Source organism: Yinghuangia soli (assembly GCF_021502675.1).
In the GTDB taxonomy this organism is placed as follows: Bacteria; Actinomycetota; Actinomycetes; order Streptomycetales; family Streptomycetaceae; genus Yinghuangia; species Yinghuangia soli.
Map to the genome: position 1 here is coordinate 72861 of NZ_JAKFHA010000011.1, position 14623 is coordinate 87483.

Sequence of the window (14623 nt, forward strand, 5' to 3'; positions counted from 1 at the left end):
ACTCAGGCGCCCGCGGCGGCTCCGGCCGCCGCGGGCTGCCGGCGCTGCAGCCAGCCCGAGACGTGCCAGCCCAGTTCGAGGATGAACATGCCGGCCACCCCGGTGCCCACCGCGATGCCCCAGTTGGGCAGGTTGTCCGGGTAGAGCGCGAAGAAGTCGGAGAGGAACGGCACCCACAGCGCCAGCAGGTAGCCGCAGCCCATCGCGGCGATCAGCGCGATCTTCCACCACGTGTACGGCCGCGCCACGATTGCCAGGATCCACATCGCCACCATGAACAGCGTGATGGTCGCCGCGGTGCGGTCCTGGTCCAGGTTCGAGCTGTGGTTGAGCCGGGCCAGCCAGTAGGTGAGGAAGGTGCACCCGGCCGCGATGATCCCGGCCGGGATGGCGAAGCGCAGCACGCGCGGCACGAATCCGGGCCGGGCGCGCTCGGTGTTCGGGCCGAGCGCGAGGAAGAACGCCGGGGTGCCGATGGTGAGCGTGCCGATCAGCGTCAGGTGCCGGGGCAGGAACGGGAACGGCAGGCTGGCCACCCCGATGAGGAGCGAGAGCAGCAGCGAGTAGACGGTCTTCGACAGGAACAGGTTGGCGACCCGCTCGATGTTGCCGATGACCCGGCGGCCTTCCCCGACCACCGAGGGCAGCGTGGCGAACTTGTTGTCCAGCAGCACGATTTGCGCGACCGCGCGGCTGGCCGCACTGCCCGAACCCATCGCGACGCCGATGTCGGAGTCCTTGAGCGCGAGGACGTCGTTGACGCCGTCGCCGGTCATCGCCACGGTGTGGCCCTTGGACTGCAGCGCGGCGACCATGGCCCGCTTCTGCTGCGGGGTGACCCGGCCGAAGACCGTGTTGTCCTCCAGGACCCGGGCGAGTTCGCCGCGGTCCTCGGGGAGCGTGCGGGCGTCCACCGGGTGGTCGGCGCCGGCCAGGCCGAGCTTGCCGGCCACCGCGCCGACGGACAGCGCGTTGTCGCCGGAGATGACCTTGGTGGCGACCTGCTGCCCGGCGAAGTACTTCAGGGTGTTGCCCGCGTCGGGGCGCAGCCGCTGTTCGAGGACGACCAGCGCGGCCGGGGCGGCGCCTTCCCCGGCCTGGTCGGTGAGCGGCCCGGAGGCCTTGGCGAGGAGGAGGACGCGCAGGCCCTGGGCGCCGAGTTCGTCCACTTCGGCGAGCACCGGGTCGCCCTGCGGCAGCAGGACGTCGGGGGCGCCGAGCAGCCAGGAGCCCTCGTCCGCGAAGGTCGCGCCGCTCCACTTGCGGGCCGAGGAGAACGGCTCGACGCCGGTCACCCGCCAGCCGCTGCCGTCGGGGGCCGGGCAGGCGTCGATGATGGCCTGCAGGCTGGCGTTCGGCCGCGGGTCGGAGGTGCCGAGCGCGCCGAGGGCCTCCTTGACCGGGAGGTCCGGGGCGAGCGTGCGGATCTCGCCGACGTCCATGCCGCCCTCGGTGAGGGTGCCGGTCTTGTCCAGGCAGACGACGTCGACGCGGGCCAGGCCCTCGATGGCCGGGAGTTCCTGGACCAGGCACTGCTTGCGGCCGAGCCGCACCACGCCGACCGCGAAGGCCACCGAGGTGAGCAGCATGAGGCCTTCGGGGACCATCGTGACGACGCCCGCGACCATGCCGGTGACCGCGCCGGGGAAGCCGTCGTCGCTGGTGCGCAGCTGGCTGATCAGCAGCAGGATGCCGACCGGGACCATCAGCCAGGTGACGTACTTGAGGATCACGTCCAGGCCGGTCTTCAGTTCGGAGCGGGTGAGGGTGAAGCGGCTGGCCTCTTCGGCGAGCTTGGCGGCGTAGGCGTCGGCGCCGACTTTGGTGGCCCGGAAGGCGCCGTTGCCGGCCGCCACGAAGCTGCCGGACATCACGGGGTCGCCGGGGTGCTTGTGGACCGGGTCGGACTCGCCGGTGAGCAGCGACTCGTCCAGTTCCAGGCCGTCCGCCTCGACCACCACGCCGTCGACGACGACCTGCTCGCCGGAGCCGATGTCGCACACGTCGTCCAGTACGAGGTCGCGCGGCGAGACCTCGGCGATCCGCCCGTCGCGGCGCACCCGGGGCTTGGCCTCGCCGACCACGGCCAGGGCGTCCAGGGTCTTCTTGGCGCGCAGCTCCTGGATGATGCCGATCGCCGTGTTGGCGACGATGACCAGGCCGAACAGGCCGTCCTGCGGGGCGCCGAAGACCATGATGAGCACGAAGAGCGTGCCGATGATCGCGTTGAAGCGGGTGAAGACGTTGCCCCGGATGATGTCCCGGGTGCTGCGGCTGGACCGCGCCGGGACGTCGTTGACGTCGCCGCGGGCGACGCGTTCGGCGACCTGGGCCGCGGTGAGGCCCGAAGCGGACGTCTCGGCGGGGGGCGGGACCGCGGCGTCGATCATGAATTGACGTTACGTCACGGTATGTCGGATTTCGCGGCTATTCGGCCGTCCGGGCGGGCGGTCAGTCTTCGTCGCGGCGGCGCAGCGCGTCCCGGCGGCGGCGCACGTACCAGAGGCCGAGCAGGCCGAGGCCGGCGCCGGCCAGCGCGCACCACGGCCACCACTCGCGGCCGTCGCGCTCCAGGCTGTCCCGGAACGGCAGCATGGCCAGGAACAGCACGAACCAGACGACCGTGCCGGTCGCCACGATCTTGACGTCGTCGGCTTCCAGCGGCTCGGGGTCCGGGCGGCGGACCCGGCCGCCGGCGGGCGCGGCCGCTTCGGCGTCGTCGTGGGACTCGTCCGGGGACTCGTGCGCGGACTCGCCGTCCGACTCGGCTGCGGGCCGGTCGGCGTACGCGCCGCGGTCCGCGGCGGCCGCGGGGCGGTAGAGCGAGTCGGGGTCGTGGCCGGGATCATGCGCGGCGGGGTAGCCGCCGGAGGAGTCGGACGTGCCGGACCCGTCGGACTCGTGGGACCCGTCGGACGTGTTCGCGTCCGGGTAGGCCTGGGCCTGCGCGGCGTAGCCGTCCTGGGGTCCGCCGTGCGCTGCGTAGTCCTGCGCCGGGTAGTCCTGTGACGGGTAATCCTGCGCCGGGTAATCCTGCGGGCTGTACGCCTGGTCGCCGTAGGACTGCTGCCCCGAGTAGTCCTGGCCGGCGAAGGTCTGCTCCGCGTAGTCCGGGGCCGCGTACCCCTGGTCTGCGTAGCCCGGGTCCCCGTAGGTGTGGTCGCCGTAGGCCGAGCCGCCGTAGGCCGGGTCCGAGGTGCTCGCGTACGAGGTCTCCGCGTACGAGGTGTCCGGGTAGGACTGGTCCGCGTATCCCTGGTCGCCGTAGCCCTGCCCGGGGTAGCCCTGCGCCGCGTACTCCTGCGCCTGCGCCTGCGGGTCGTAGGGCGCGGCGTCGTACGCGCCGGACTCGTACGACCCGTCGCCGTAGGAGTCGTCGGGCGACGCCTGCTGCCCATTCCCGTGCCTGCTCACAAGGGGCAAGGCTACTTCCCCGCGGAGTCCGGCCATGGCAGCCCCCGTTTCGTTTGTGCCGGGAGTGCGTGGCACCCTGTGTGCTCTCGACCGGTTTTGGGAGTATTCGCCAAAAGAAGACCGGGGCGGCACGCCCGGGTCTTGGGTGATCGTCCAAAGCCCTCGATGCCCCGCGGTGTCGCTCCCCGACCCGCGGACTCTGCCCCGCGCACCCCGCACGATCGCCCCGAGGACCACCATGACCGCCGATGCCCGCGCATCCGCCGGCCGTAACGCCACGCCCCCGCCCCCGCCGCGCAAGGCCGGTGCGGGCGGCGCCCTGGACCGCTTCTTCAAGATGTCCGAGCGGGGGTCCTCGCCGCTCCAGGAGGTGCGCGGCGGCGTCGCGACCTTCTTCACGATGGCCTACATCGTGGTCCTCAACCCGATCATCCTGAGCGGCGCGACGGACAAGTTCGGCAACCACCTCTCGCAGGGCCAGCTGGTCACCGCGACCTGCCTGGTCGCCGGAGTCATGACGATCATCATGGGCGTGGTCGGCAACATCCCGCTGGCCATCGCGGCCGGCCTCGGCCTCAACGGCGTGGTGGCGTTCCAGATCGCCCCGCAGATGTCCTGGCCGGACGCGATGGGCCTGGTGGTGCTGTCCGGCATCGCGATCGTGGTGCTGGTGGTCACCGGCCTGCGCGAGCTGATCATGGACGCCATCCCGCTCGCCCTGAAGCAGGCGATCGGCGTCGGCATCGGCCTGTTCATCGCGTTCCTCGGCCTGGTCGACGCGGGCTTCATCACCCGCACCCCGGACGCGTCCGGCTCCGCGGTGCCGGTCACGCTCGGCCCGGACGGGCAGCTGCAGGGCTGGCCCACGCTGGTCTTCTGCCTCGGCGTGCTGCTGACCTTCATCCTGCTGATCCGCAAGGTCAAGGGCGCGATCCTGATCGGCATCGCGGGCATGACGGTGCTGTCCATGGTGCTGAACGCGGTGGCCGACGTCCCGGACGGCCAGTGGGGCCTGATCCAGCCGGACATGCCGGACGCGGTCGTCGGCACCCCGGACTTCGGCCTGATCGGCGACGTGAGCCTGTTCGGCGCGTTCGCCGAGGTCGGCGTGCTCACCGCGGTGGTCTTCGTCTTCACCCTGATGCTGTCCGACTTCTTCGACGCGATGGGCACCATCATCGGCGTCAGCAACGAGGCGCAGCTGCTCGACGAGAACGGCAAGCTGCCCGGCATCGGCAGGGTGCTGCTGGTCGACGGCGTCGCGGCGGTGGCCGGCGGTGCGGCGTCCTGCTCGTCCAACACCTGCTTCGTGGAGTCGACCGCGGGCGTCGGCGAGGGCGCCCGCACCGGGTTCGCGAACGTGGTCACCGGCGGCATCTTCCTGGGCGCGCTGTTCCTGACCCCGCTGGCCACCGTGGTGCCCTACCAGGCCGCCACCCCCGCCCTGGTCGTCGTCGGATTCCTGCTGATGACGCAGGTCAAGAGCATCGACTGGGACGACTGGGCGATCGCCGTGCCGGCCTTCCTCACCATCGTGCTGATGCCGTTCACGTACTCGATCACCAACGGTATCGGCGCCGGGTTCCTGGCGTACGTGGCCATCAAGGCGGCCACCGGCAAGGCCCGCGAGGTGCCGTGGCTGCTGTGGATCGTGGCCGCGTTCTTCCTCGTGTACTTCGGCATGGACCCGGTGGAGCAGATCCTCGGCATCAAGTAGGGCACCCGGTTCTCGACCGGTTCGGTACCGCGCGGGTCTTGTGTCCGTGCGGTGCCGTCGTCAGGATCGGCCGCATGGGGGCTGAGTCGGGCATAGAGCGTGGGACGATCGACGACGTCCCGCTGGCCATGCTGTTTCCGGGTGCCGCGGCGCACGAGCTGGAGCACGTCCGGCGCGTGGCCGCGGCGGTGGACGCCCTGCGGCCGGACGCCGACCCGCCCGAATGGGAGTGGTTCCGCAAGCACGCGGTGTGCCCCGAGCCGATGCCGGACGGCATCACGCCGCTCATCCTGACCACCGTGGTCGCGGTGGTGCACGAGGAGACCGGCGTCGACTGGCTCGAACTGGAACTGGACGTGGCCTGGCTGCGACCCGGCGTGCCGGGTGCGCTCGCCGCGGTGAGCGTGGCGTGCTGGTGCGACATCGACCACAACACGCACTACCCGGCCGAGGCGGTCTGGGAGGTGGGCACCGGGCTGCGCCTGGGCGATGCGTTCGAGCGTGCGGCGAGCCGGCTGCCGGGGTGGCTGGCCTGCCCGGCCGACCCGGAGTACTGGCGGGCCCAGGCGGTGCTGCCGGCCCGGCCGAAGCCGCGGCGTCCGGCGGTGTCGGGCCCGGTTCCCGAGTAGCGCCGCGGTCCGGGGCCGCGGCGGGCGCGCCGGACCGAGCACCGGACCGAGAACCGGAACGAGTACCGGAATAAGAAAGGGCCGTAAACCGGTTACCCGTTAGCGAAAGTAATGATCTAAGCTAACGAAGGTGTCCTTGTCCGATGCCGACCGTGCCACGGTCGCCGTGCTCCGTGCGTCCGTGCTCAAGCTCGCCCGCCGCCTGCGCAATCAGCGTGCCGACGAGACCCTGAGCCCCACGCAGCTCTCGGTGCTGACCATCCTGGTCGTCCGAGGGGCCATGACGCCGGGCGAACTCGCCCGGCACGAGAAGGTGCAGCCGCCGTCGATGACCCGCGTCATCGCCGGCCTCGAGGAACGCGGGCTGGTCCGCCGCGACCCGCACCCCGAGGACCGGCGGCAGATCACCGTGACCGCGACCGAGCCGGCCGCCCAGGTGGTCGCCGAAAGCCGGCGGCTCGGCAACGCGTGGCTGGCCGCGCACCTCGAGGCCCTGACCGACGAGGAGCTGGCCGCACTGCGCGCCGCGGTGCCGGTTCTCGAACGGCTCGCCCAGCTCTGACGCCGGGCGCCGCCCGGCAGCAGGCCCCTGCATCGGCAGGTCGGACAAGACGGACCGCCCGCGGTCCCGCACACCCGACCGACGCTCGATGGAAGGGGAGTCTTGACGGCCACCGCGTACCCGGCCACTGACCGAACCTCGATGTTCTCCTCGCTGCACAACCGCAACTACCGCCTGTTCGCCGCGGGGCAGGTGGTCTCCAATACCGGCACGTGGATGCAGCGCCTCGCGCAGGACTGGCTGGTCCTCAAGCTGACCGGCAGCGCGATGGCCCTCGGCATCACCACGGGCCTGCAGTTCCTGCCGATGCTGCTCTTCGGCCTGTGGGGCGGCGCGGTCGCGGACCGCTGCCGCAAGCGGCGCCTGCTGATCGCCACCCAGGCCGCCATGGGGCTGCTGGCCGCCGTGCTCGCGGTCCTCGACCTGGCCGGCGTCGTGGACGTCTGGCACGTGTGGCTGCTCGCCCTCGGCCTCGGCTTCGCCACCGCGATCGACAACCCGGCCCGGCAGACGTTCGTGGTCGAGATGGTCGGCCGCCGCGACCTGCCCAACGCCATCAGCCTCAACTCCGCCAACTTCCAGCTCGCCCGGATCACCGGGCCCGCGGCGGCCGGCCTGCTGATCGCCGCGATCGGCACCGGCTGGGTGTTCGCCCTCAACGCGCTGTCGTACGTCGCGGTGATCCTCGGCCTGCTCGCCATGCGCGAGCGCGAACTGGCGCCCGCCGAACCGGTCAAGCGCGAACCCGGCCAGCTGCGCGAGGCGTTGCGGTACGTCCGGGCCCGCCCGGACCTCCTCGCGGTCTTCGCGCTGGTCGGATTCGTGGGCACCTTCGGCTTCAACTTCGCGGTCACCCTGGGCGGTTTCGCGAACCAGGTCTTCCACGCCGGCCCCGGCGCCTTCGGCCTGCTCAACACCGTCTTCGCGCTCGGCTCGCTGGCCGGCGCGCTGCTCGCCGCCCGGCGCGGCCGGTCGCGCATGCGCATGCTGGTCGGCGCCGCCTTCGGCTTCGGCATGCTGAGCGTGGCGGCCGCCCTGATGCCCGGCTACTGGAGCTTCGCGCTCGCGCTGGTGCCGATCGGCATCGCCGGCATCACGTTCAACACCGCCGCGAACGCCACGGTGCAGCTCGGCGTCGATGCGGCGCTGCGCGGCCGGGTGATGGGCCTGTACATGCTCGTGTTCATGGGCGGCACGCCGCTCGGCGGCCCGCTGATCGGCTGGATCGCGGAGGCGTACGGTCCGCGTGCGGCACTGCTGTTCGGCGGCGGCGTCTCGGCGGCCGCCGCGGTCGCGGTGGCGCTGATCCTGGCCAGGCACTCCGGTGTGAAGGTCCGGGTGCGCGTTCGGCCGCATCCCGCGCTGCAGGTCGTGGACCGGACGCCTGTCCAGCCCCGCGATCCGGTTGCGGCGTGAACCGGAAACCGACCGATCAATATCTAACACATCGTCAATATCCTTGCCGGACAAGGCAAATCTTTGTGTGCTAAGGGCCCGTACGGGTGACGGAAGTCATCGACACCGGTCGTTCGCGGCTGGAACGATTGATTCATGGACTATGTGCGATTCCAGCACCTCTTCCACAAGGAAGGCGTGCGACTGGCGGAATCCGCGGCAACGGGCCTGGACACCCCGGTCCCGTCCTGCCCCGGATGGACGGTCGCCGATCTGGTGGGTCACACCGGATCGGTCTACCTGACGGCTGCCGAGTGGCTGAAAGCCGGCCACCGGCCGGAACCGAACCAGGGGGCCCCGGCCCCGAAGAACGACGTCCTCGCCTGGTACGGCGAGGCACTCACCGCATTGCGCGCCGAACTCGCCCGGCGCGATCCGCTGACCCCCGGGTTCGAGGACGACGGGGACGGCGCGGTGGGCTTCTGGTACCGCAGGCTCGCGCACGAGGCGGCCATGCACCGCACCGATGTCGAGATGGCGCTCGGCACGCCGGGCCCGATCGACCTCGACCTGGCGGTGGACGGCATCGACGAGGCGCTTCGCGTCCTGCTCCCGCTCCGCTACGACGCCGCGGGCCCGGACGCCGCGGTGGGCCGGACGGTCGGGGTGCACTGCCATCAGCACGACTGGCGGCTCACGCTGCACCGGGACGCGGTCGAGGTCTCGCGGTCGCCGGGCTTCACCGACGCGTCGGTGCGCGGCGAACCGGGCGACCTGCTGCTGTATCTGTGGGGCCGGCGGCCCGGCACCGTCGTCTCGCGCACCGGGGACACGACCGTCCTCGCGGCGTTCCGGCGGCGGCTCGCCCTGTCGATGGTCTGACCCGAGGAAAAGCACCACACGGCACGAACAGGCCCACACAGCACGAAAAAAAAGCACGGAACGGCACGGAACAGTGAAGTACGGCATGGCATGGCACGGGACAGGGACTCCGCGAAGACCGCGGCACTGCGGTCTCAGGGCTCGCGGAGCCTCCGCGTCCGGCCGGCCGCGCCGGGGGGTTACTTTGGAGCGGTGAATCCGCGTACCCGCACCCGCATCGTCTCGGCCACGCTCGTCATCCTGCTGCTCGCGGTGGCGATCGGCGCGGCGCTCAGCTGACCTGGGCACTCTCTGCCCGCCTCGCACCCGTCTTCGTATTCGTCCCCGCATGCGCCTTGGCGTGCGTCATCGCATCCGTCATCCGTTCGTGATGCAACCGCCCGGCCCGCCTCGTCGGTAATCCGAGTGGGTGGACGGACGTCGGCCCGGGGCGGCCGCCCCGGCCGCGGCACGGGGAGGTGGACGGATGGCAGCGGCCACGGCTGCAGCAGGCTCGGCGGGAACCGGCGAGGCTATGGGATCATCGGATCTTTGGCCGACCCCCCGGCCGTCCCGCGAGGCCGCCCTGCCCTCGGATTCCGATCTCGAGGCGGTGCTGGACCCGGGCCGCTCGGGCGACCCCGAGGGACAGCAGATGACCGAGGAGGAGTTCGACGCGTTCTACCATGCGTCGTTCTCCCGCCTGGTCCACCAGCTCTACGCGCTGACCGGCGACTTCTCCGAGGCCCAGGACGTCGTCCAGGAGGCCTTCGTACGCGCCTGGGACCGGCGCGCCCAGTTCTTCGCCGCGGACGCCCCCGAGGCCTGGATCCGCACCGTGGCCTGGCGGCTCGCGGTCAGCCGCTGGCGGCGCGCCCGCCGCGGCTGGGACCTGATGCGCCGCAACCACGTCGAGCAGCCGGTGGCCGGCCCGGACCCGAACCACGCCACGCTGGTCGCCGCCCTCCGGCAGCTGCCCGAGGCGCAGCGCCAGGCGATCGTGCTGCACCACCTGTGCGACATGACGGTCGATCAGATCGCCGCCGAGGCCAACGTGCCCAGCGGTACCGTCAAAGCCCGGCTGGCCCGCGGAAGGGCCGCACTGGCCAAGATCATCGGGGACCGGGAAGGAGAGGGGGAGCAACATCGTGCCCACTCCTGACGACCATCTGCAGGATCCCGCGCTGGCCCGCGCACTGCGCGACCTGGACCTGCCGGGGCCGCCGGTGCCGCGCTGGTCGGCCGAGCAGGTGCGCCGCCGCGGTGTGTCCCGGCGGCGGCGCCGGCACGCGCTGTGGGCCGGTTCGGGAGTCGTCGCCGCGGTGCTGGCCGGTGCGCTGGTGATGGGTCCGCTGACCCCGGGGCGCGGCCCGGGCCCTACGGGCGGGGCCGCGCAGGGAAGTTCCACCGCCGCCCCAGGCCCGACCCAGCAAAGCCTGAGTACGCCTGAGGCCACCGGACCGGAGGACTCCCCGAGCCCGAGCGCGGCTCCGAGCGAGACCTCCGCGGACGGGTATCCGAACGTCTCTGCGGACCTGAGCCTCGAGACGATGGAGCTGGAGACCTACAAGGACCAAGGTGCTCTGCAGACCGTGAAGATGCGCTTCACGGTCAACGCGGGGGCGAGGGCCGCGCTCATCGGCCAGACCCACGGCACCGTCGACATGATCGAACCGTCGTCGCGCTTCGCGGCGGAACTCGTGGGCTTCGGCACGGACACCTACGACTACACGTTGCGGTCCGTCATCACCTTGACGCTGAAGAACGGCGCGCAAGTCAAGATCACCGCTCCGGTGTTCTGCGCGAACAAGTGCGGTGACGACACGCTGCCGGGCTATTCGATGATCATGCTCGAGAGCGAGGCCGACGCGTTGCGGCTGGTCAATGCGTTGGAGGTCGGTCTGTACGTGGGGATCACCCCGGCCGGCAGCCAGACCAGTGACCCGGTCCAGGACGCGACGCTGAAGAACACGCCCACGGGGAAGCGGGCGCCCGGCAAGAACGCCCCGCTGACGCCGAGTCAGACGGGTCGTACGCCGTCCGCCACCGCCCAGCCGACCGGGGCCGTCGAGCCGCGGGCCGGAAGCACCGCGATGCTCGCGCGCCCGGTCGGCCAGGCCACCGCCCCGCCGACCGCTCCCGAGTCGCCGCTGCCGCCCGTGCCGGGATCGTCCGCGCCGCCCGCGGGCGGCTTCTGACCTGCCGCGGGCACGTCGCGCGATTGCGCCGGGTGGGTCCCGAACCGGTCGCAAGACGCCTGAATGCCCCCGGAAGCCCTCCGAAATCCCCCGTTCCGGCCGACCTCCTGGCACTGTGTCCCGTATGAGATTCCACGTTCCTCCGCTGCTCGCCGCCGTCGCGGCGGCGCTCGTGCTGGGGTGCGCCGCGGCGGTCCCGGCCGCGGCCGCGGGCGAGGAATCCGAGCTGCTGGTGATGCGCGACGAGCGCATCACCGAGTCCAGCGGCCTGGTCGCCAGCGTGCAGCACCCCGGCGTCTACTGGACCCACAACGACAGCGGCGACGAACCGCGGGTCTTCGCGGTCGGCGCGGACGGCAAGACCAAGGCCGTGGTCACGCTGCAGGGTGTCAGCCCGCGCGACTGGGAGGCCGTCTCGCTCGGCAAGGACGAGGCGGGCAAGCCCGCGCTGTTCGTCGCCGACGTCGGCGACAACTTCAAGGGCAAGTGGCCCGAAGTGTGGATCTACCGGTTCGCGGAGCCCGCCGAGCTCAAGGACGCCACGGTCAAGCCGGTCAAGTACCGCGTGACGTACGACGACGGCCCGCGCGATGCGGAGGCCATGCTCGTCGACCCGCGTACCAACAAGATCTACCTGGCCAGCAAGGAGAACGACGCGGGGCTGTACGAGCAGCCCGCCGCGCTGTCGCCGACCGGCCTCAACGTCTTCCGGCGGATCGCCAAGGCCCCCGGCACGGTGACCGACGGGGCGTTCTCGCCGGACGGCACGCGGTTCGTGCTGCGCGGCTACTTCACCGCGCGGATGTTCTCCGCGCCCGGTGTCGAGGTCGGCGACGTCCCGGTGCCGATCCAGCGGCAGGGCGAATCGGTCGCGTTCTCGACCGACGGCCGTGCGCTGCTGTTCGGCAGCGAGGGGCCGGACAGCCCGGTCCGCCGCGTGGTCCTCGACGGTGCGAACCGGCCGGACAGCGTGGCGGCCGCGGACAACCAGCAGGCGGGCGGCCCGCAGGCCGCGCAGCCGGGTGCGGCGCCTGCCGACGGCGGCGGCGACCCGGACGGCCTGGCCGGGCAGGACGACAGCAACGAGGCCTACGGTCCGGGCTTCCTGGCGGTGCTCGGGCTGGTCGTGCTGGTGTACGTGGTGCTCAAGTTCCGCGGGCGGGGCTCGGGTTCGTCCGCGGGGTCGTGACGGCGGTCCGGGGGCGGCCGCTCAGCAGCAGTGCCGGGACGGCGAGCAGCAGGAACACCGGGATCATCGCGAACGCCGTCCAGGTGTCGGACGCGTCGGCGAGCAGCCCGAGCAGGAACGGCGCGCTGCCCGCGGCGAGTGCGGTGCCCAGTGCGGTGCGCGAGGTGGCCAGGTCGCTGCGCCCGTCCGCGGCCTCGATCGTCCGGACCACGGCCAGCGGGAACTGCACCGACATGCCGAGGCCGGCGACGAACAGGCCGAGGAACGACAGCCATGCGGTGGTGCTGAGCCACACCGCGGCGAACCCGGCGAGGTTCACCGCCAGGGCCACGCTGTAGAGCGCGGCGAGCCGGAAGCGCAGCGCGAGGCGCCCGCCCGCGAGGCGGCCGGCGCACAGGCCGGCGACCACCGCGGTCATCGCGGTCGCCGCCGCGCCTTCGGACAGCCCGGCGCGGTCCTCCAGCAGGTCGGCGGACCAGAGGGAGAGGGAGAACTCCACCGCGACAAGGCTGACGATCAGCAGCCAGGCCCACCAATAGCGGGCCGGGAGGCGGTCGGAGGAGCGGGCAGCCGCGGTGACCGAGGCGGACGCTGCCGACCCGGTGTCCCCGGTGCGGCGTCCGGCGGCCTCGGCGCGTTCCGCGGCGGCGGCTTCGAGGGCGGCGATGTCGTCGCGGTGGTGGCCGGGTATTCGGGTGCTGCGGAAGACGAGATAGACGAGCGCGATCAGGACGGGCGCGGCCAGCATGCCGTACCGCCAGCCGAGTCCGGATGCCTGCGCGCCGCCGATCGCGAGCGGCGCGGCCATGCCGACCGCCGCGCCGATCCCGTGCGCCTCGCTGAGTGCGCCGGGGCCGACGACCGGGCCGTGGTGGTCGACGACGGCGGCCGCGACGATGTTGACCACCGCGAACCCGCCGACGCCGCACAGCACCGAGCCGGTCAGGGTGAGCGCGAGCCACGGGGTGGCCGCGTACAGCACGATGCCCGCGGCCAGGATCGCGAAGCTGCCCCACAGCGCGGGGCCGCGGCCGAACCGGCGTACCGGCCGGCTGCCCAGCAGGCCGACGACCAGGCCGCCGACCGCATACCCGGTGCTGTGCAGGCCGGCCACCGCGCGGCTGACCCCGAGGTCGTCGCCGAGCAGCGCGGCGGACGGCCCGAAGGCGTAGAGGAAGTACGCGAAGACGGCGCTCTGCAGGTAGAGCAGCCAGGTCGCCCGGTCCCGCACCAGCCGCGGCGCCCCGGGCCGGACCTGGCCGGCCGCCGGTGCGGCAGCGGCTGCGGGGGTGGCGCCGAGGCCCGGGTCGGCCGGATTCGCCGGGGACGCGGCCTGCGCGGTGGTGTCGGGCGGATTCACCCGAAGAGGTTACTCGGCCCGAACGCGGAAACCCTCCCCGGCCGCGGGGCCGGGGAGGGTTTCGGAAGTGCCGTGCAGGCGGTGCGCGTCCGGTGTCCCGGGGTCAGCCGAGCTGCTCGACGACGTAGTCGATGCACGCGGTCAGCGCCTCGACGTCCGCCGGGTCGACCGCCGGGAACATCGCGATGCGCAGCTGGTTGCGGCCCAGCTTGCGGTACGGCTCGGTGTCCACGATGCCGTTGGCGCGCAGCACCTTGGCGATCGCGGCGGCGTCGATGCTGTCGGCGAAGTCGATCGTGCCGATCACCTGCGACCGCTGCGCCGGGTCGGCGACGAACGGCGACGTGTAGGCGGTCTTCTCGGCCCAGTTGTACAGCCGCGCGGACGAGTCGGCGGTGCGTGCGACGGCCCAGTCCAGGCCGCCCTGGCCGTTGATCCACTCCAGCTGGTCGGCGAGCAGGAAGAGCGTCGCGAGTGCCGGGGTGTTGTACGTCTGGTCCTTCGACGAGTTGTCGATGGCCGTCGGCAGGTCGAAGAACGGCGGGATGTAGCGGTCCGACGCGGCGATGCTCGCGGCGCGGTCCAGCGCGGCGGGCGAGAACGCGGCCAGCCACAGGCCGCCGTCCGCGGCGAAGCACTTCTGCGGGGCGAAGTAGTAGACGTCGGACTCGGTGATGTCCACCGGCAGGCCGCCGGCCCCGGAGGTGGCGTCGACCAGCACCAGGGAGTTCTCGTCGGCACCGGCCACGCGCTTGATCGGCATCGCGACGCCGGTCGAGGTCTCGTTGTGGGTGAGTGCGTACACGTCCACGCCGGCCTCGGCGACCGGCAGCGGGTGGGTGCCCGGCTCGGACTTCACGATGCTCGGCTCGTCCAGCCAGGGGGCGGCCTTCACGGACGAGGCGAACTTCGAGGAGAACTCGCCGAAGGAGAGGTGCTGCGACTTGTGCGCGACCAGGCCGAAGGCGGCGATGTCCCAGAACGCGGTCGAGCCGCCGTTGCCGAGCACCACTTCGTAGCCTTCGGGGAGGCTGAACAGGTCGCGGACACCTTCGCGGACGCGGCGCACCACGTTCTTTACCGGCGCCTGCCGGTGCGAGGTGCCGAGCAGCGAAGTACCGGTCGCCGCGAGCGCGCTGAGCGCCTCGGGACGCACCTTGGACGGGCCCGCGCCGAACCGGCCGTCGACGGGCTTCAGGTCACTGGGAATCTGGATCTCGGCCACCCGGCGAGCGTAGCCGGGGGCAGGTCATGGGAACGTCAAAATCCACCAAGTGAGACGATCCGGACCACTATGT

At 72.2% G+C, this 14623-nt stretch carries 13 protein-coding genes; 9 read left to right on the forward strand and 4 right to left on the reverse strand.

Going from position 1 to position 14623, the window contains the following annotated elements; genetic code table 11:
- Positions 1-2: 2 nt before the first annotated feature.
- Together LZ495_RS19755 and LZ495_RS45315 are read right to left on the reverse strand one after the other, a co-directional pair.
- Positions 3-2390 (reverse strand): cation-translocating P-type ATPase, encoded by a 2388-nt coding sequence (locus tag LZ495_RS19755; RefSeq protein ID WP_235053739.1) that lies wholly within the window; start codon positions 2388-2390, stop codon positions 3-5.
- Between the two features lie 61 nt (positions 2391-2451).
- Positions 2452-3414 (reverse strand): DUF2530 domain-containing protein, encoded by a 963-nt coding sequence (locus tag LZ495_RS45315; protein WP_372498604.1) that lies wholly within the window; start codon positions 3412-3414, stop codon positions 2452-2454.
- Between the two features lie 238 nt (positions 3415-3652).
- Here LZ495_RS45315 and LZ495_RS19765 point away from each other — a divergent pair, with 238 nt between their 5' ends.
- From LZ495_RS19765 to LZ495_RS19805, 9 genes are all read left to right on the forward strand, one after another.
- Complete coding sequence (locus LZ495_RS19765) at positions 3653-5131, forward strand: NCS2 family permease (protein WP_372498605.1); 1479 nt, start codon at positions 3653-3655, stop codon at positions 5129-5131.
- 74 nt (positions 5132-5205) lie between these two features.
- Complete coding sequence (locus LZ495_RS19770) at positions 5206-5760, forward strand: hypothetical protein (RefSeq protein ID WP_235053741.1); 555 nt, start codon at positions 5206-5208, stop codon at positions 5758-5760.
- Between the two features lie 130 nt (positions 5761-5890).
- Entirely contained in the window at positions 5891-6322 is a 432-nt protein-coding gene (locus tag LZ495_RS19775) for a MarR family transcriptional regulator (protein ID WP_235053742.1), read from the forward strand.
- A 102-nt stretch (positions 6323-6424) separates the two neighbouring features.
- Positions 6425-7738 (forward strand): MFS transporter, encoded by a 1314-nt coding sequence (locus tag LZ495_RS19780; RefSeq protein WP_372498606.1) that lies wholly within the window; start codon positions 6425-6427, stop codon positions 7736-7738.
- A gap of 135 nt (positions 7739-7873) precedes the next feature.
- Positions 7874-8599, forward strand: a complete 726-nt coding sequence (locus LZ495_RS19785) for a maleylpyruvate isomerase family mycothiol-dependent enzyme (protein WP_235053744.1) — start codon at positions 7874-7876, stop codon at positions 8597-8599.
- 90 nt (positions 8600-8689) lie between these two features.
- On the forward strand, positions 8690-8878 hold the full coding sequence (locus LZ495_RS19790; RefSeq protein ID WP_235053746.1) for a hypothetical protein: 189 nt from the start codon (positions 8690-8692) through the stop codon (positions 8876-8878).
- A gap of 355 nt (positions 8879-9233) precedes the next feature.
- Complete coding sequence (locus LZ495_RS19795; RefSeq protein ID WP_235053921.1) at positions 9234-9740, forward strand: SigE family RNA polymerase sigma factor; 507 nt, start codon at positions 9234-9236, stop codon at positions 9738-9740.
- Positions 9727-10776, forward strand: coding sequence for a hypothetical protein (locus tag LZ495_RS19800; protein ID WP_235053747.1), 1050 nt, complete (start codon positions 9727-9729; stop codon positions 10774-10776). Before LZ495_RS19795 ends, LZ495_RS19800 begins: the two co-directional genes overlap by 14 nt.
- A gap of 124 nt (positions 10777-10900) precedes the next feature.
- On the forward strand, positions 10901-11965 hold the full coding sequence (locus LZ495_RS19805; RefSeq protein WP_235053749.1) for a hypothetical protein: 1065 nt from the start codon (positions 10901-10903) through the stop codon (positions 11963-11965).
- On the opposite strand, the gene LZ495_RS19810 is transcribed toward LZ495_RS19805, so the two are convergent.
- Positions 11922-13325: an MFS transporter gene (locus LZ495_RS19810; RefSeq protein ID WP_235053750.1), complete on the reverse strand. Its 1404-nt coding sequence runs from the start codon at positions 13323-13325 to the stop codon at positions 11922-11924. The two genes, LZ495_RS19805 and LZ495_RS19810, sit on opposite strands and share 44 nt — an antisense overlap.
- 103 nt (positions 13326-13428) lie before the next feature.
- A complete protein-coding gene (serC, locus tag LZ495_RS19815) occupies positions 13429-14550 on the reverse strand; it encodes a phosphoserine transaminase (RefSeq protein WP_235053752.1) in 1122 nt (373 codons plus the stop codon).
- Between the last annotated feature and the right edge of the window lie 73 nt (positions 14551-14623).